The sequence below is a fragment of the Citrobacter sp. R4 genome (assembly GCF_026719175.1).
Taxonomy (GTDB): Bacteria; Pseudomonadota; Gammaproteobacteria; order Enterobacterales; family Enterobacteriaceae; genus Citrobacter_A; species Citrobacter_A sedlakii.
On the sequence record NZ_JAPPSU010000001.1, the window covers coordinates 64,070 to 81,049 of the forward strand.

The 16,980-nt window shown below is 59.5% G+C and carries 13 protein-coding genes; 6 read left to right on the forward strand and 7 right to left on the reverse strand.

All coding sequences use genetic code 11. The annotated features are described in order from the left end of the window. Positions 1 to 43 precede the first annotated feature (43 nt). On the reverse strand, positions 44 to 994 hold the full coding sequence (locus tag OOJ60_RS00290) for a sugar-binding transcriptional regulator (RefSeq protein WP_042285648.1): 951 nt from the start codon (positions 992 to 994) through the stop codon (positions 44 to 46). Positions 995 to 1,376: 382 nt separating this feature from the next. Here OOJ60_RS00290 and OOJ60_RS00295 point away from each other — a divergent pair, with 382 nt between their 5' ends. Together OOJ60_RS00295 and OOJ60_RS00300 are read left to right on the forward strand one after the other, a co-directional pair. Beyond that, positions 1,377 to 2,207, forward strand: coding sequence for a transketolase (locus OOJ60_RS00295; protein ID WP_042285644.1), 831 nt, complete (start codon positions 1,377 to 1,379; stop codon positions 2,205 to 2,207). After that, on the forward strand, positions 2,200 to 3,141 hold the full coding sequence (locus OOJ60_RS00300; RefSeq protein WP_042285642.1) for a transketolase family protein: 942 nt from the start codon (positions 2,200 to 2,202) through the stop codon (positions 3,139 to 3,141). The genes OOJ60_RS00295 and OOJ60_RS00300 overlap by 8 nt, the downstream gene beginning before the upstream one ends. Here OOJ60_RS00300 and entD read toward each other — a convergent pair. Together entD and OOJ60_RS00310 are read right to left on the reverse strand one after the other, a co-directional pair. Then, entirely contained in the window at positions 3,138 to 3,761 is a 624-nt protein-coding gene (entD, locus tag OOJ60_RS00305; protein ID WP_205611741.1) for an enterobactin synthase subunit EntD, read from the reverse strand. The two genes, OOJ60_RS00300 and entD, sit on opposite strands and share 4 nt — an antisense overlap. Before the next feature lie 47 nt (positions 3,762 to 3,808). Next, positions 3,809 to 6,082, reverse strand: a complete 2,274-nt coding sequence (locus OOJ60_RS00310; RefSeq protein ID WP_060568937.1) for a TonB-dependent siderophore receptor — start codon at positions 6,080 to 6,082, stop codon at positions 3,809 to 3,811. 243 nt (positions 6,083 to 6,325) lie between these two features. Between OOJ60_RS00310 and fes the strand changes: the two genes are divergently transcribed. The 3 genes from fes to entF are packed head-to-tail and all read left to right on the forward strand — an operon-like array spanning position 6,326 to position 11,673. Next, the gene (gene fes, locus OOJ60_RS00315; protein ID WP_205611742.1) at positions 6,326 to 7,528 is read left to right on the forward strand and encodes an enterochelin esterase; all 1,203 of its coding nucleotides are present in this window, start codon (positions 6,326 to 6,328) and stop codon (positions 7,526 to 7,528) included. Positions 7,529 to 7,558: 30 nt separating this feature from the next. After that, on the forward strand, positions 7,559 to 7,777 hold the full coding sequence (locus OOJ60_RS00320) for an MbtH family protein (protein ID WP_042285631.1): 219 nt from the start codon (positions 7,559 to 7,561) through the stop codon (positions 7,775 to 7,777). Next, complete coding sequence (gene entF, locus OOJ60_RS00325) at positions 7,774 to 11,673, forward strand: enterobactin non-ribosomal peptide synthetase EntF (protein WP_205611743.1); 3,900 nt, start codon at positions 7,774 to 7,776, stop codon at positions 11,671 to 11,673. The genes OOJ60_RS00320 and entF overlap by 4 nt, the downstream gene beginning before the upstream one ends. Positions 11,674 to 11,730: 57 nt before the next feature. Here entF and fepC read toward each other — a convergent pair whose 3' ends face one another. Genes fepC through fepD form a run of 3 tightly spaced genes read right to left on the reverse strand, consistent with a single transcriptional unit; the run spans position 11,731 to position 14,524 of the window. Then, the gene (gene fepC, locus OOJ60_RS00330) at positions 11,731 to 12,534 is read right to left on the reverse strand and encodes an iron-enterobactin ABC transporter ATP-binding protein (protein WP_205611744.1); all 804 of its coding nucleotides are present in this window, start codon (positions 12,532 to 12,534) and stop codon (positions 11,731 to 11,733) included. Next, positions 12,531 to 13,523 carry an iron-enterobactin ABC transporter permease gene (fepG, locus tag OOJ60_RS00335; RefSeq protein ID WP_042285627.1) on the reverse strand — a complete coding sequence of 331 codons (993 nt, stop codon included), beginning with the start codon at positions 13,521 to 13,523 and terminating at the stop codon, positions 12,531 to 12,533. Before fepG ends, fepC begins: the two co-directional genes overlap by 4 nt. After that, positions 13,520 to 14,524, reverse strand: a complete 1,005-nt coding sequence (gene fepD, locus OOJ60_RS00340; RefSeq protein WP_042285624.1) for a Fe(3+)-siderophore ABC transporter permease — start codon at positions 14,522 to 14,524, stop codon at positions 13,520 to 13,522. The genes fepG and fepD overlap by 4 nt, the downstream gene beginning before the upstream one ends. A gap of 107 nt (positions 14,525 to 14,631) precedes the next feature. On the opposite strand from fepD, the gene entS reads away from it, so the two are divergent. Continuing rightward, on the forward strand, positions 14,632 to 15,867 hold the full coding sequence (gene entS, locus OOJ60_RS00345) for an enterobactin transporter EntS (RefSeq protein WP_042285620.1): 1,236 nt from the start codon (positions 14,632 to 14,634) through the stop codon (positions 15,865 to 15,867). 31 nt (positions 15,868 to 15,898) lie between these two features. On the opposite strand, the gene fepB is transcribed toward entS, so the two are convergent. After that, positions 15,899 to 16,870 (reverse strand): Fe2+-enterobactin ABC transporter substrate-binding protein, encoded by a 972-nt coding sequence (gene fepB, locus OOJ60_RS00350; RefSeq protein WP_373322620.1) that lies wholly within the window; start codon positions 16,868 to 16,870, stop codon positions 15,899 to 15,901. Between the last annotated feature and the right edge of the window lie 110 nt (positions 16,871 to 16,980).

Below are 16,980 nucleotides of genomic sequence, written 5' to 3' on the forward strand. Positions count from 1 at the left end.
CGCACAAGGATCGCAACGCAAAGGCAGTACAGTGAGGCGGAATTCAGGCGGTGACCAACTGGCGAGCGGTGGGATAGTCGGTGATCAAAACGTCAATATAGCCGCCGTTTAGCGCCCCCTTAATGGCCGCGACTTTGTCGGTACCGCCAGCCAGCGCCACGACGTTTGGGCATTTTTTCACTTTGTCGAGCGCCATGCCGATCACCGGATCTTCGTCGTCCTGTAAAACAGGTTGACCGTTTTTGTCATAGTAGTGCAGACAGATATCCCCTACGGCACCGCGATCGGCCAGCACCTGGAGCATATCTTCGTGATAATAGTTCCCGGAGGTTTTGAGGAGCTGCGACGGTTCGAGAATGCCGATGCCGACAATGGCGATATCAACGTTATCGAAGCGTGAGATCACATCGGCGACGTCTTTGCTGGCGATAAGCCGGTTTTTCTCTTCCACCGAACCTTCGATACTTTGCGAGGGCAGAAGCCAGGCATCGCAGTTCAGGTGCTGCGCCAGCGTTTGGGTGAGGATGGTAGCCTGCACGTTGCCGTTTGGTCCGACGCCGCCGAGAAGTTGAATGACGCCGCCCGCCTTCAGATTTTGTGTATGGACTTCGTCGACCATTGCGCGGATGGTTGAACTCCACGACGAGACGCCAACCAGATCTTTAGGCCGCAGACGGGTTTCAAGATAGTGGGCCGCGGCGGAGCCTATGGCGCGTTTAAGGGCGTGATCGCTGGCATCTTCTTCCGTATCCACCACGATGGCTTGTTTCAACCCGTAGCGTTCTTCGATGCCTTTCTCAAGATTAAGAAAAATATTGGACGGTTGAACGACGCTGATTTTCACCACGCCCTCTTTTTGACAGCGGGTGATTGCGCGGGAGATAAACGACTGAGAAAGCGAGAGAAGCTGAGCAATATCGGACTGTTTGCGACCCTCGAGATAGTAAAGGGTTGCGATTTTAACCAATAGCCGTTGTTCATCCTGCTTTGCCATAGTATTCCCCAAAAAAATTCATCATAGCCAGACACATACGTTCCGTACCGCCATTATCTTAGAGGGTATTATCATACGCGAAAAGACAAAGCTGGTAAGTGTGACAAAGCTCTAAGTTTAACCAATCCTCAAAAACAGCATTGGACAAAGCTGAGAAAAAGGTCGCATAATTGAATAAAGAATCAAGTGTGAATATATATTCAGTGAAGCATTAAGTCAATTGAATATGTCGTTCGTTAATCCAGTTGCGGTAAGGAGACAGAATGTTCCTGAGTATCCTGCAGCGGCACAAGCCATGTCATGCAACGCCTGGGGATGTCTGGTTTTTTTAGTTCCTGGTGGAATAAATATTCCATGTTGAAAATAAATTCAGAGGTATTAAATGAATCCCTACAATTACGATATCCAGACGCTTGAGCGCAAGGCGCGAGCCGTGCGCCGCCACATTGTCAGACTCAACGCCAACAGTCCCGCAGGCGGCCACACCGGTGCCGACTTGTCTCAGGTTGAACTGCTGACCGCGCTCTACTTCCGTATTCTCAACGTCGCGCCGGATCGCCTGGACGATGACCAGCGCGACATCTACATCCAGTCTAAAGGGCACGCGGTGGGGTGCTATTACTGCGTGCTGGCAGAAGCGGGATTTTTCCCCGTCGACTGGCTGGAAACCTACCAGCATGCCAACTCCCATCTTCCCGGACACCCGGTTCGCCAGAAAACCCCCGGCATTGAGTTGAACACGGGCGCGCTGGGCCACGGTTTGCCTGTTGCGGTGGGACTGGCGCTGGCAGCCAAAAAAAGCAACAGCGCCCGCCGCATTTTTTTGATTACCGGCGACGGCGAGCTGGCAGAAGGCAGTAACTGGGAAGCCGCGCTGGCGGCAGCGCATTACGGGCTGGATAACCTGATCATCATTAACGATAAAAACAATCTTCAGCTTGCCGGGCCGACCCGCGAAATCCTGAATACGGACCCGCTGGCCGATAAATGGCGGGCGTTTGGTATGGCGGTAACGGAGTGTGAAGGCAATGAGATGGCGTCGGTGGTTGCCGCGCTGGAAGGGCTGAAACAGGCGGGTAAACCCAATGTCATTATCGCCAACACCACCAAAGGCGCAGGGATCTCCTTTATTCAGGGACGTCCGGAATGGCACCACCGCGTACCGAAAGGCGAAGAAATCGCACTGGCACTGGAGGAACTGAAAGATGAGTAATGCAGAACACCTCGCGAACGTGATGGTTCAGGCGTTTATTGATGCCGTGGAAAAGGGCGTCGACCTGGTGCCGGTGGTGGCGGACTCCACCTCGACGGCGAAGATTGCCCCGTTTATCAAACAGTTTCCCGGCAGGCTGGTTAACGTGGGGATCGCCGAGCAAAGCATGGTCGGTACGGCGGCAGGGCTGGCGCTGGGCGGGAAAGTCGCCGTCACGTGTAACGCCGCACCGTTCCTGATTTCCCGGGCTAACGAGCAAATCAAAGTCGATGTTTGTTACAACAACACGAACGTGAAGCTGTTTGGCCTGAACGCCGGGGCCAGCTATGGGCCGTTGGCCAGTACCCACCATTCGATCGACGATCTCGCTGTTATGCGGGGATTTGGCAATATCCAGATATTCGCCCCTTCGTCTCCGCGCGAATGCCGTCAGATCATCGACTACGCCCTCGGTTATGTCGGTCCTGTATATATCCGTATGGACGGCAAAGCGCTGCCGGAGCTGTATGGTGAGGACTATCGCTTTGCGCCTGGCGCGGTTGTGACGTTACGCGAAGGTGACGATCTGGCGCTGGTGGCGACAGGGTCGACGGTACATGAAGTGGTGGATGCCGCCTCGCTGTTAGCCGACGCCGGTATCCATGCGACGGTAATTGGCGTGCCGTCAATCCGCCCTTGTGATACACAGGCCCTGTTGGCTGCGCTGAAAGGGTGCAAGGCGGTAATAACCGTTGAAGAACATAACGTTAACGGCGGGCTGGGCAGTCTGGTGGCGGAGGCGCTGGCAGAAGCGGGCAGCGGCGCGGTACTGAAACGGTTGGGTATTCCGGACGGTGAATACGCTGCGGCGGCGGATCGGCGCTGGATGCGACAACACCACGGCTTTGACGCGCAGTCTGTGGCGAATCAGGCGCGTGAGTTGCTCAACGGTTAACCGCGGGCCAGCGTGATCAGATGCTGTTGGGTGAGATGCCACTGCACGCGCCAACGCAGCGCGCGGTGGCGCAGACGCAGCAGGTTTGCCTGCACGTCGACAATCTCATAGTGGTGAAACCCGGCGTGATGCTGCTCTGACGCTGGCGTGGCTTTAAAAGCGCTCTCTTTGGCGGAAAAGGCCAGCGTCAGCGCCTGTTCAAAGGGCAGGCGACACGCTTTCAGACGTTCCTGCTCAGTCTCCGAAACGAGACTTCTTACCAGTTCTTCCGCCGTCTGCGGCGAAAGCAAGGCTTCTGTATCAACCCCCACCGGCTCTTTGGAGACTACCGCCAGTGCGGTATTGCCGCAGTGGCTGATGCTGCCGAACAGCCCTTCCGGCCAGAGCGGCTGACGCCGATCGCCGATGCCCGGTACGCTTTTGACGCCATACTCCCTTAACGCATGTACGGCGGCAATCCGGCCTGCCAGATGCTCGCTTTTACGCTTGCGTCCGGCGTTCATCAGACGCGTGTAGTGAGGGAGCCACAGCAGGTCGCTTTCCTGAAAGCTGGCAGGATCGAAAGTGACGACGTGCAGCGTAAGGTCGGCGAAGGGGAGACGAGAATGGGTGATTTGCATGGGGTGATAATAACACCCTTCCGCCCGCGCGGAAGGGTGTGCTGATATCAGAAGTGGGTGTTTACGCTCATATACCACGTACGACCCGGTTCGTTATACGTGTACGCGCCTGCGCCACGCATATACGAGACGTCAGTCGTGCTGCCGGTAGTCTGGGCATTCCCCTCACGCCACAAACGCTTGTCGAAGACGTTATCCACGCCGCCGGTCAGGCTGACGTTCTTGGTCACGTCCCAGGTGGCGCTCAGGCCAACGATGCTGTACGGGCTGACGGACTGTTTGTCTGAACCCGTCACCGGTTTACCCTGGTAGTCGTATTTCTTCGGCTCTTGTTTGCCGTACCAGGTGAAGGTGGACTGCAGCGAGACGTCCTGATGCACCTGCCAGCTCAGCGTTGAGTTCAGCGTGTACTCTGGAATAATCGACAGGCGCTCGCCGGTCTCTTTGTTCTTACTCTGCAGCATGTACGTGATGTTGTTAGTCCAGTTCACCGTTTCACTGACCGGCACGTTTAACGTTCCTTCCAGACCTTCAACCACGGCTTTGGGTACGTTCTCCCACTGGTAAATATCGGTGTAAGTGGTTTTCCCTTTGCTGGTGATGGACGTGCGGTTCATCGGCGCGGTACCCGCCTCAATCTTATTGCGGTAATCATTGCGGAACCAGGTAATGCCCGCCAGCCAGCCGTCGCGTTTGAACTCAAGGCCGATCTCTTTGTTAATGCTGGTTTCAGCTTTCAGGTCATCGTTACCCATCATGTAACAGCCGATGCCGGACGCCGCGCCCGTGGCGTAACAGCCCTGGCCTTTGCTGTACAGAATGTAGTTCGGGTTGGTCTGGTACAGGCTCGGTGCTTTATAGGCGCGGGCGATCCCCATTTTCAGGGTAAAATCGTCGCCGAGGCCCTGTGACAGGTTCAGGGACGGACTCCAGTTGTTGCCGACGATGCTGTGATGATCGAAACGCAGCCCCGGCGTCAGCATGGTGGTGTCGGTCAACTCCATGTTGTTCTCAGCGAACAGCGAGAAGATTTCCGCTTTTGAATACGGGCTGCGATCGGTACTGCTATAGCCCGGAATATCGCCGCCCATAAAGGTTTGCGAGTTGGAAAGCATGTCCTTCATGCGCTGTTGGGTCCACTCGGTGCCCAGCGTCAGGTTCTGGTTTACCAACAGATCCAGTGGAATACTGACTTCACTGTGCAGGGTCACGTCGTTCAGGTCGGCATCAACATATTTCTGCGCGGCCTTCGGATCGAAGATCCCTTCGGTACCGCCCGCCAGACCTTCCGGTGTCCGGGAGTTACGGGTATGTTCATACTGCACCCAGTTGCTGGTGGTGACGCCGTTGTCCCAGCCGCCGTTCCAGGTCAGCGAGTAGTTTTGACGGTACAGACGGTTAGTCTCTTTGCCGTAATTATCTTTCACCAACTGGTTCGTGTTGGTATTTTGCGTATCCCCGGCGTACAGGTTGCCCTGACGGCTGTAGCCCGCTTCCAGTTCGAGGGACTGCATCGGCGCGAAGTCCCAGCGCACCACGCCGTTAATATCTTTGTTGATGACCCCTTCGCGTCCGGCGGGCAGGGTATCTGCATAGGTGCCGGTACGCTCTGATTGATGCCCCTGGTTAATGTTGCGCGCGTCGGCCTGGGTTTTATCGAGGTTACCGTACAGACGGAAGCTGAAATCCCCGCCGAGCGGGCCGTTCAGGCTGAAGTTGGTGCGCTTGGTCGCGCCTTCGTCTTTGTGCTCCGGCGCGTTGAAATAGGTGTTCCACGAGCCGTGCCACTCGCTGCTGCTTTTCTTGGTGATAATATTCACCACGCCCCCGGCGGCGCCATTGCCGTAGCGCGCTGCGGCAGGACCGCGCAGCACTTCAATGCGTTCAATCATTTCCGGCGGTACCCAGGCCGTATCGCCACGGGTGTCACGTTCGCCGCGCCAGCCAAGTCGCACTGAGTTACGGCTGGTGACGGGCTTACCGTCGATCAGAATCAGGGTGTTTTCCGGCCCCATACCGCGAATGTCGATCTGGCGGTTGTTGCCGCGCTGACCGCTGGTCGAGTTACCGGTCAGGTTAACGCCTGGCATCGTACGGATAATTTCCGCGACGTCGCGAGCGGGCGGGTTTTTGCGAATTTCATCGGCGGTAATGGTCGACACGCCGGGGGCCTGCAGGTTTTGCTGGGCGGCGGTCACGACGATGGTGTCTTCATGAGAGGCGGTTGTGCTGTCGGTTGTCTCTTCTGCCATGGCGGGCAGCGCGACCCCGTAAATCCCTAAATTGACCAATAAGGCCAGTGAATGAATCTTCTTGTTCATTGTTTATCCTGCTTTTCTTTAGCCACGTGTACCAGTTGCCGGAAAGACGCATCTGGCCCGATATCGCCCGCGTCTGCGAAAACCCTCCATTCCAGAAAAGCACGCAGTGCGGTTGGTTAAAACGTGTTCGCGCTTCCCACAGCGCGACAATACGCTATTGCAAATGCAAATAGTTATCAATAATATTATCAATATATTTCATCAATCAATGAAAAATTTCACAATAAACATGGGGTTAAGACGGTGACGGCGTTAACGGTTGGGAGCGAGGCCTGGTGGCAGTCAAAAAACGGTCCTGAATGGACACGCGATGCCAACGGCAATTACCAGGTCACCTTCTGGTGGCGCGATCCGCAGGGCGATGAAACCTGCTCCCCCATTCAGCGTGTGTGGGTCTATATCACCGGCGTGACCGACCATCATCAGAACCAGTTGCCTCAGTCGATGCAGCGCATTGCCGGAACGGATGTCTGGCAATGGCGAACAGTTCTTGGCGCTCACTGGCGCGGCAGCTACTGCTTTATTCCTACCGCGCGTGACGATGTGTTTGCCGGTCTGGCGGCAGGTGAAACGCCCGATCGGACCATGTTGCGCGAAGGCTGGCGGCAGTTGTTGCCCCAGGCGATTGCCGACCCGCTCAACCCGGTAAGTTGGCAGGGCGGGCGAGGACATGGCGTGTCGGCGCTGGAAATGCCCCAGGCGCCAGCGCAGCCCGGCTGGGATCGCCCGCAGCCGCCCCGTTCTCTGCCAGCTGTGGTGCAATGGCGCAGCAAACGCCTCGGCAATACGCGACGGGTGTGGGTTTTTACTACCGGCGACGATCGGCCGCAAACGCGTCCGTTGGCTGTGTTGCTCGACGGCCAGTTCTGGGCGCAAAGTCTGCCGGTCTGGCCTGCGCTGACGTCACTCACGCAGCAAGGGCTGCTTCCGCAGGCGGTGTACGTGCTGATTGATGCGATCGATACCGCTCACCGCAGCCGCGAGCTTCCCTGTAATCCCGACTTCTGGCTGGCCGTGCAGGAAGAATTATTGCCGCAGGTTTACGCCGTTGCGCCGTTCAGCGACCGCGCCGATCGCACGCTGGTGGCCGGACAGAGCTTCGGCGGCTTGTCATCGCTTTACGCCGGACTGAACTGGCCCGGGCGCTTCGGCTGCGTACTCAGTCAGTCCGGTTCGTACTGGTGGCCCCATCGCGGCGGCCATCAGGACGGGTTTATCACAGAACAACTCAAAGCCGGGCTTCTTCAGGCCAACGGTTTGCGCATTGTGCTGGAGGCCGGGGTCCGGGAGCCGGTGATTTTCCGGGCGAACCAGGCGCTTTATGCACAACTAAAGACAACACAGCAGTCGGTTTTCTGGCGTCAGGTTGACGGCGGACATGATGCGCTTTGCTGGCGCGGCGGGCTGATGCAGGGGCTTATCGACCTCTGGCAGCCGCTGCGTTAAGCAGGCGATTTTCCACGACAGGAGTTGAGTATGGAATTCACGAATCCCTTCGATAACCCGCAGGGACTGTTTTACATTCTGCAAAATGGTCAGCATCAGTTTAGCCTCTGGCCGCAGCAGTGCGCGCTGCCCGCTGGCTGGCAGGTGGTAGCCGGGCCTCAGTCCCAGGCGGCGTGTCAGCAGTGGCTGGAAACACACTGGCGTACTTTGCTTCCTCACCATTATGCCGTTTCGCAGGAGGCGCTATGAGCCAACGTTTACCGCTGGTCGCCGCTCAGCCCGGCATCTGGATGGCAGAAAAACTGTCAACGCTGCCGTCGGCCTGGAGCGTCGCCCACTATGTGGAGCTTACTGGCCATCTGGACGCGCCGTTGCTGGCGCGCGCGGTGGTTGCCGGAATGGAGCAGGCCGACACGCTGCGGATGCGCTTTACGGAAGATAACGGCGACGTCTGGCAGTGGGTGGATGATTCTCTGCGCTTTGCCGGGCCGCAGATAACCGATCTGCGTGATGCCGTCCATCCTCATGACGCTGCGCTGGCGCTGATGCAGGCGGATCTGCAACAAAATCTGCGCGTGGACAGCGGTAAACCGCTGGCGTTTCATCAGTTAATTCGGGTAGCGGATAACCGCTGGTACTGGTATCAGCGCTATCATCATTTGCTGGTCGATGGCTTTAGTTTCCCGGCCATTACCCGTCAGATCGCGGCGATATACCGCGCGTGGCAGCGTGATGAACCCACGCCCGCCTCGCCGTTTACGCCGTTTGCTGAGGTTGTAGAGGAATATCAGCAGTATCGCCAGAGCGACGCCTGGCAGCGCGACGGCGCGTTCTGGGCTCAGCAGCGCCGGGAATTGCCGCCGCCCGCGTCGCTGTCTTCCGCGCCGTTGCCGGGACGCGCGACAACGGCAGAGATCGTCCGCATGAAGCTGAACGCGCCGGAAGGGGCGTTTCGCCAGCTGTCGGCGCAGTTCCCTGACGTGCAGCGCACCGATCTGGCGCTGGCTCTGGTGGCGCTGTGGCTCGGCAGGCTGTGCAGCCGGATGGAGTACGCCGCGGGCTTTATCTTTATGCGTCGGATGGGTTCGGCAGCTCTGACGGCGACCGGACCGGTGCTTAACGTGTTACCGCTTGGGGTACGCATTGATGCCGCAGAAAGTCTGGCGGATCTGGCGAAACGACTCTCGGCGCAGTTGAAAAAAATGCGCCGTCATCAGCGCTACGACGCAGAGCAGATCGTTCGCGACAGCGGGCGCGCCGCCGGAGAAGAGCCGCTGTTTGGTCCGGTACTCAATGTTAAAGTTTTTGATTATCAACTGGATATTCCGGGCATTCAGGCACAGACCCATACGCTGGCGACCGGTCCGGTCAACGATCTTGAACTGGCGTTGTTCCCCGATGAAGACGGCGGCCTGAGCATCGAGCTGCTGGCTAACAGCCAGCGTTATGATGAAGCGACCCTGACGAAGCACGCCGCGCGTCTGACGGCGATGATTGAACAGTTTGCAGAAAATCCTGCGCTACGCTGCGGCGATGCCGACATGCTGCTGCCGTCAGAGTGGCGGCATCTGGAGAGCGTCAACGCCACGGAGGTCGCGATCCCTCGGACGACCCTCAGCGCGCTGGTGGCGGAGCAGGCGAAAAGAACGCCGAACGCCCCGGCGCTGGCGGATGCGCGTTATCAGTTCAGCTACCGTGAAATGCGCGAGCAAGTGGTGGCGCTGGCGACGCTGCTGCGCGAGCACGGCGTGAAACCGGGGGACAGCGTCGCGGTGGCGTTACCGCGCTCTGTTTTCCTGACTCTCGCTCTGCATGGCATTGTCGAAGCCGGTGCGGCCTGGCTGCCGCTGGATACCGGCTATCCGGACGATCGTCTGCGGATGATGCTCGAAGATGCCCGACCTAAACTGCTAATCACCAGTGAAGAACAGCGTGCTCGCTTTAACGACCTGCCGGGGCTGGAAAGCCTTTGCTACAGCGAACCACTGGCAGGCGGGGATGGCCAGCCGCTCGGTTTATCTCAGCCGCACCATACCGCCTATATCATTTTCACCTCCGGGTCGACGGGCAGGCCGAAAGGCGTGATGGTGGGGCAAACCGCCATCGTCAATCGTCTGCTGTGGATGCAAAACCATTATGGGCTGACGGCGAGCGACGTGGTGGCGCAAAAAACGCCGTGCAGTTTTGACGTCTCGGTCTGGGAATTCTTCTGGCCGTTTATCGCCGGCGCGAAGCTGGTGATGGCCGAGCCGGAGGCACACCGCGATCCGCTCGCCATGCAGCGCTTCTTTGCCCATTATGGGGTGACGACTACCCACTTTGTGCCGTCGATGCTGGCGGCGTTTGTGGCGTCGCTAACGCCGGAAAGCGCCCGCGAAAGCTGCGCCACGTTGCAACACGTCTTCTGTAGCGGCGAAGCGCTGCCCGCCGAGCTGTGCCGGGAGTGGGAGCAACTGACCCATGCGCCGCTGCATAACCTGTACGGGCCGACGGAAGCGGCGGTAGATGTCAGCTGGTATCCCGCCTGGGGTGACGAACTGGCAGCGGTCACCGGCAGTAGCGTACCGATTGGCTTCCCGGTCTGGAACACAGGGCTGCGCATTCTGGATGCGATGATGCATCCGGTTCCGCCTGGCGTGGCGGGCGATCTCTACCTGACCGGTATTCAACTGGCACAGGGATATCTTGGGCGACCGGATCTCACCGCGAGCCGGTTTATCGCCGATCCGTTTGCCCCCGGCGAGCGCATGTATCGTACTGGCGACGTTGCGCGCTGGCTGGATAACGGCGCGGTGGAGTACCTTGGGCGCAGTGACGATCAGCTCAAGATCCGCGGACAGCGCATTGAACTGGGTGAGATCGACCGCGTGATGCAGGCGCTGCCTGATGTTGAGCAGGCGGTGGTACATGCCTGCGTCTTTAATCAGGCGGCGGCGACCGGCGGCGACGCCCGTCAACTGGTGGGGTATCTGGTTTCACAGTCCGGCCTGCCGCTGGATATTGCGGCGCTACAGGCGCAACTGCGCGAGACATTGCCGCCGCACATGGTGCCAGTGGTGCTGCTACAACTGGCGCAGTTGCCGCTCAGCGCCAACGGCAAGCTCGACAGAAAAGCGTTGCCGATGCCGGAACTGGCCCCGCGCGCCAAAGGCCGTGCGCCGCTGGCGGGGGTTGAGACGCAGGTGGCGCAGGCGTTCAGCCAACTGCTGGGCTGTGAAGTTAACGACATTGATGCCGACTTCTTTGCTCTCGGCGGTCATTCGCTGCTGGCGATGAAGCTGGCGGCGCAGCTCAGCCGTATTTTCGCGCGTCAGGTGACGCCGGGGCAGGTGATGGTGGCGTCGACGGTTGGCCAACTGGCCGCGTTACTGGAGGCCGAAGACGACGTACAGAGCCAGCGTCTGGGTTTTGAAACGCTGCTGCCGCTGCGTAAAGGCAGGGGACCCACGCTGTTCTGTTTCCATCCGGCGTCGGGATTTGCCTGGCAGTTTAGCGTTCTGTCACGCTATCTCGGTTCGCAGTGGTCGATTACCGGCATTCAGTCTCCCCGTCCACAGGGGCCGATGCAGACCTGTGCCGATCTGGACGCGGTCTGTGAACGCCATCTGGCGACACTGTTGGCGCAACAGCCGCACGGCCCGTATTACTTACTCGGCTATTCGCTCGGCGGCACATTAGCGCAGGGCATTGCGTCGCGCCTGCGCGCGCGTGGTGAAGCGGTCGCTTTCCTGGGCCTGCTCGATACCTGGCCGCCGGAAACGCAAAACTGGTCGGAAAAAGAGGCCAACGGGCTGGATCCGGAAGTGCTGGCGGAAATCGATCGCGAGCGGGAAGCGTTTCTGGCCGCCCAGCAGGGGAAGGCTTCCCGTGAATTGTTCAGCACCATCGAAGGCAACTATGCTGATGCTGTGCGGTTACTGAGCACCGCGCACAGCGTCCCGTTTGACGGGCGAGCGACCCTGTTTGTGGCAGAAAAAACGCTGCCCGCAGGGATGAGTCCGACAGGCAGTTGGGCGCCGTGGATCGCTGAACTGGAGGTGTATGGTCAGGACTGCGCGCATGTGGAGATCATTTCTCCTGCGGCGTTTGAGAAGATTGGTCCGGTTATCGCCGGGAAGCTGAACGGCATTGAGGCGGGTGAATAAATAAACCCGCCAGCCGGACAGGGCATATGCACCTTGTCCGGCTAAGCCATTTCGTCATTAACCTCTGTTTGAACGTCCAAGCGGCACGACCAGCGGCGTACCCGCGACCGGATCGTCAATGATGGTGCAGCGCAACCCGTAGATTTCCTCAATCAACCCGGCGTTGACAATCTCGCTGGGGGCGCCCTCGGCGACAATTTTTCCGTCCCGCAGGGCAATCAAATGCGTAGCGTAACGGCAGGCCTGGTTCAAATCGTGCAACACCGCCGCAAGGGTATAGCCTTTCTCGCGATTCAGTTCGCTCAACAACTCCAGCAGATCGATTTGATGGCTGATATCCAGCCAGGTGGTGGGTTCGTCCAGCAGCATAATCGACGTTTCCTGCGCCAACACCATCGCAATCCATGCGCGCTGGCGCTGCCCGCCGGAAAGCGTGTCCACGCTCTGGTTGGCCAGATGGATAATACCGGTGGCGCGCATCGCCTGCGAAACGGCTTCCTCATCCTCTTTGCGCCAGCGGGTAAACAGCGGCTGGTGCGGGTAGCGACCCCGCGCCACCAGTTCCTGAACGGTAATATCACCGGGGGTGGTGGCGTTTTGCGCCAGCAGGCCGATGCGCCGCGCGACCTCTTTACTGGCGTAACGCTGGATGTGCTCGCCATCCAGCCAGACGTGTCCGTGTACGGGCGTCATCAGGCGGCTCAGGGTACGCAGCAACGTCGATTTGCCGCAGCCGTTTGGCCCGATAATCGCGGTGAAATGCCCGTCCGGAATGGCGACGCTAAGATTGTCGGCAACGGTGAATTTTCCATAACCCAGCGTTAACTGGTCGCCACGCAAACGGGCTACTGATTCGGTCATTTTTTGCGGGACTCCTGAATTAACAAGGCGATAAGGTAAATACCGCCGAGGCTCACGGTGACAACGCCCACCGGAAGCTGGTACGGCATAAACAGTTGCTGTGCGCCGAGATCCGCCGCCAGCAGCAGCAGCGCCCCGCAGAGCGCGGACTGGGTTAATCCCCAGCGGGCGGTACCGCTAAGTCGGCGGGCGATGTGCGGCGCGACGAGCGCAACAAACGAAATCGGTCCGGCCAGCGCGGTGGCGGCGGCGGTTAATACCACGGCCACCAGCATCATCATCAGGCGGGAACGCTCGACACTGACGCCCAGCGCGCAGGCGCTGTCATCGCCCATTTCCAGCAGACGCATTCGGCGTACCAGCAGGGCGGCGCAGATCAGCATGAGAATAATCAGCGGCGCGGACGGCCAGGTTTTTGCCCACGTCAGACCGTTCAGCGACCCGGCGTTCCACAGTCCGGCGGTCAGCGCCGTCTCCAGCGAGGCTTTCAACAGCAGCCAGGTGTTGAACGCCACCAGCATCGCGCGTACGCCGATACCGATGATGATCAGGCGGAAGGTCTCAATGCCGTTGCGCCAGGCGAGCAGCCAGACCAGCAGCGAGGTAAGAATACCGCCCGCCATTGCCGCCAGCGCGATGGCGGTCAGATGCTGGCCAAACAGCACCATTGCCACCAGCACGCCGCTCCAGGCGCCGGTGTTAAAGCCCATCACGTCGGGGCTACCTAAGGGGTTTCGCATCAGCGACTGAAAAATCGCCCCGCTGACCCCGAGCGCTGCGCCGATCAGCAACGCCATCAATACCCGCGGCAATCGCCATTCGGTGACGACCATCGTGATACTGCGCGGCGCATCGCCGAGCAGGGCGGCGATAATCTGCGAGGTTTCGAGCGTTACGGCGCCGCTGCGCAGACTCCACATACCGACTAACAGGCAGGCAAGCAACAGTAGCAGGCAACTGATAAACAGACGACGGGAGATATGCCTCATGCGGCACCTCGCGGGCGTCGACGAACCAGAAAAATCAGCACCGGCGCGCCGATAAAGGCGCTGACGACCGAGACCCGCAGTTCGCCGGGAACAATCAGCCGTCCGATGATATCCGCAAACAGCAACAGGGCAGGGGTGGCGATCAGCGTGACAGGCAATGACCAGCGGTGGTCGGCGCCCACCAGCCAGCGCGCCATGTGCGGCATCATCAGGCCGATAAAGGCGACAGGCCCGACGATCGCCGTGGCGCTGCCGCAGAGTACGGTGATGGCCAGCAGGCCGATAAGCTGTGTGCGCGCGACTTTGCTGCCCAGCGCCGTAGCGGTATCACTGCCAAGACTCAGACTGTTGAGCGCCCGGCTCAGCATCAGCGCCGTCGCTCCCGCGATCAGTACCGGTACAATGACCACCTTGAGCGTTTGCAGGCTGCGGATATCCAGCGAACCGGCCTGCCAGAAGCGCAGTTGATCGTAGACGTCCGGGTTAAGCAGCGCGATCCCGCTGGTGAGGCCTTCCAGCACCGCCGCCAGCGCGACGCCGGCGAGCGTCAGGCGCACCGGACTGAGCTGTCCGCCGCCCTGGCTACCGGTAAACGCCACGATCAGCGACGCCACCAGCGCGCCCGCAAAGGCCATTACCAGTTGCTCCTGCGGTGTGGAAAAGCCAAACAGCGCCGCCCCCAGCACGATGGCGAAACTGGCGCCGGAATTGACGCCAAGCAGGCCGGGATCGGCCAGTGGGTTACGGGTGAGCGTTTGCATGAGCGCCCCGGCAAGGCCGAGCGCGCCCCCCGCCAGCAGACCCGCCAGCGTGCGCGGCAGACGGGCGTCGAGCACGATCGTGCAGTCGGCGCTGTGGCAACTGCCGCGAAGCGCATCCAGCACCACGACCGCGGGGAGGGGCTTGGCCCCGATGATGAGACTTAATGCCGTGGCGACAATCAGTAATAACAACAATCCGGGCACGGCAATGGCGCGCGTCACGGAAACAGAGCATGACATATCCACTTCCCTGATAATGATAGTAATTATCGTTATCGATCTTATTTGAATATGTTACCATGTGCAGCCACGGAATTGATAATAAAAGTACCCATCAAGGTTTTGTAATGAATCGACAATCCTGGCTCCTCAACCTCAGTCTGTTGAGGACGCATCCTGCTTTTCGCGCGGTCTTCCTCGCCCGTTTTATCTCGATCGTCTCGCTGGGTTTGCTCGGCGTGGCGGTACCTGTGCAGATCCAGATGATGACTCACTCCACCTGGCAGGTCGGTCTCTCGGTGACGTTGACCGGCAGCGCGATGTTTATCGGGCTGATGGTTGGCGGCGTGCTGGCGGACCGTTACGAGCGGAAAAAAGTGATCCTGCTGGCGCGCGGCACCTGCGGCATTGGCTTTATCGGCCTGTGCCTGAATGCGATGCTGCCGGAGCCGTCACTGATGGCGATTTATCTGCTCGGTTTGTGGGACGGTTTCTTTGCCTCGCTCGGCGTGACCGCATTGCTGGCGGCAACACCTGCGCTGGTCGGGCGCGAAAACCTGATGCAGGCCGGGGCGATCACAATGCTGACCGTACGTCTGGGCTCGGTGATTTCGCCGATGCTCGGCGGGCTGCTTCTTGCCTCTGGCGGCGTGGCATGGAACTACGGGCTGGCGGCGGCCGGAACATTTATAACTTTGTTGCCATTGCTGAGTTTACCCGCTCTGCCGCCTCCGCCGCAGCCGCGTGAGCATCCGTTGACGTCGCTGCTCGCGGCATTTCGCTTTTTGCTTGCCAGCCCGCTAATCGGGGGGATCGCGCTGCTCGGAGGATTGCTGACAATGGCCAGCGCCGTGCGCGTGCTGTATCCGGCGTTGGCGATCGGCTGGCAGATGTCAGCGGCACAGATTGGCTTATTGTACGCCGCCATTCCGCTCGGCGCGGCGGTTGGCGCGTTGACCAGCGGACAGCTGGCGCACAGCGTGCGGCCGGGGTGGATTATGCTGCTTTCTACCGTGGGATCGTTTCTGGCGATCGGTCTGTTCGCCCTGATGCCCATCTGGGCGCTGGGCGTTGTCTGCCTGGCGCTGTTTGGCTGGCTGAGCGCAATAAGTTCGCTGTTGCAGTACACCCTGCTGCAAACCCAGACGCCGGAACAGATGTTAGGACGGATTAACGGTTTGTGGACCGCGCAGAACGTGACCGGGGACGCCATTGGCGCGGCCTTATTAGGCGGACTGGGCGCTGTGATGACGCCCGTGGCGTCGGCCAGCGTCAGCGGGTTTGGTCTGGTGATGATTGGCGTACTGTTGATGCTGTTGTTAAGCGAGCTGCGGCGGTTTCGCCAGCAGCCAGCCAGTGCCTGAGTCGCGACGCGCCGTCAGGCACAATAACATGTTAAAACAGGTCGGCGAGGCGGTCTAAAACCCGCATTGCGCTGTAATAGTCCAGACGGAAGGATTCGGTGCCCATCGCATAAACGCGTTTGTTCTGAACCGCAGGCAGGTGCGCCAGCAGCGGGTTGGCATAAATCGCTTTCTCGTCCTTTTCGTCACCGGCAAACAGGAACAGCGCCTGGCCATTCAGCCCGGCGGCGAGATTTTCTCCGCCAAGCTGGATGATGTCGTGACGTTTGCCCTGGCTCTGGCTGGCCTGTAACCCGGCAGGCAGTGTCGCCAGCGTAAAGCCAAGCTGTTCCAGCATCTTGCCCTGTGCCGAGTCCGGAGTCCACAGGTTGGCGGTGTGGGCGGCGGCGGTGTAAACCAGCGCGCTCACCGGCTGCGGCGGCAGGGTTAACTGCTGTTTCACGCTCGCCAGCTTCTTATCGAACTCGGCGATGCGCGCGGCGGCCTGTTTTTCCTGGCCGGTGATCGCGCCTAGCTGGGTCAGCAGCGTCTGCCAGCTTTTATCGTCGTAGTTGATGATAAGCGTCGGGGCGATGGTTGACAGCTGATCGTACAGCGCCAGCGCCGAGTCGCCGCCGGTAGCGCTGATCAAAATCAGGTCAGGCATCTGCGCCGCGACGGCTTCTGCGCTCGGCTCGCCAATGTACAGTCGCGTCAGTTTGCGTGCTTTCGCCACGTCGCTCCACTGGCGCAGAAAGCCCTGACTGTCCGCCACACGGTTGTTCGGGGTGGTGGCGCCACTGGCGATGACCGGGGCGTCAATCGCCAACAGCGAACCGGTGAGCGTGACGCTGGTGGAAACGATGCGTTCGGGTTTGCGCTCCAGCGTGTGGCTTCCGCGGCTGTCCGTGACCTGGCGCGGCCAGTCAGCGGCCTGGGCTGAGGAGAATCCGAAAACGGCAAGCGTAATAAGCAGGGTGGGGAGAGAAGACAGTCTCACTAATCGGTTCCTGTACTGAGTGATTAATGCTTCTCATTTTCATTATTAAGGATAAGGGATGCAAGCCTTAGTCGCACATTGTGCTACCCCAGGAGTTGACATACTGCCTGTTTGCTTTTAGGTTAGCGCCCGAA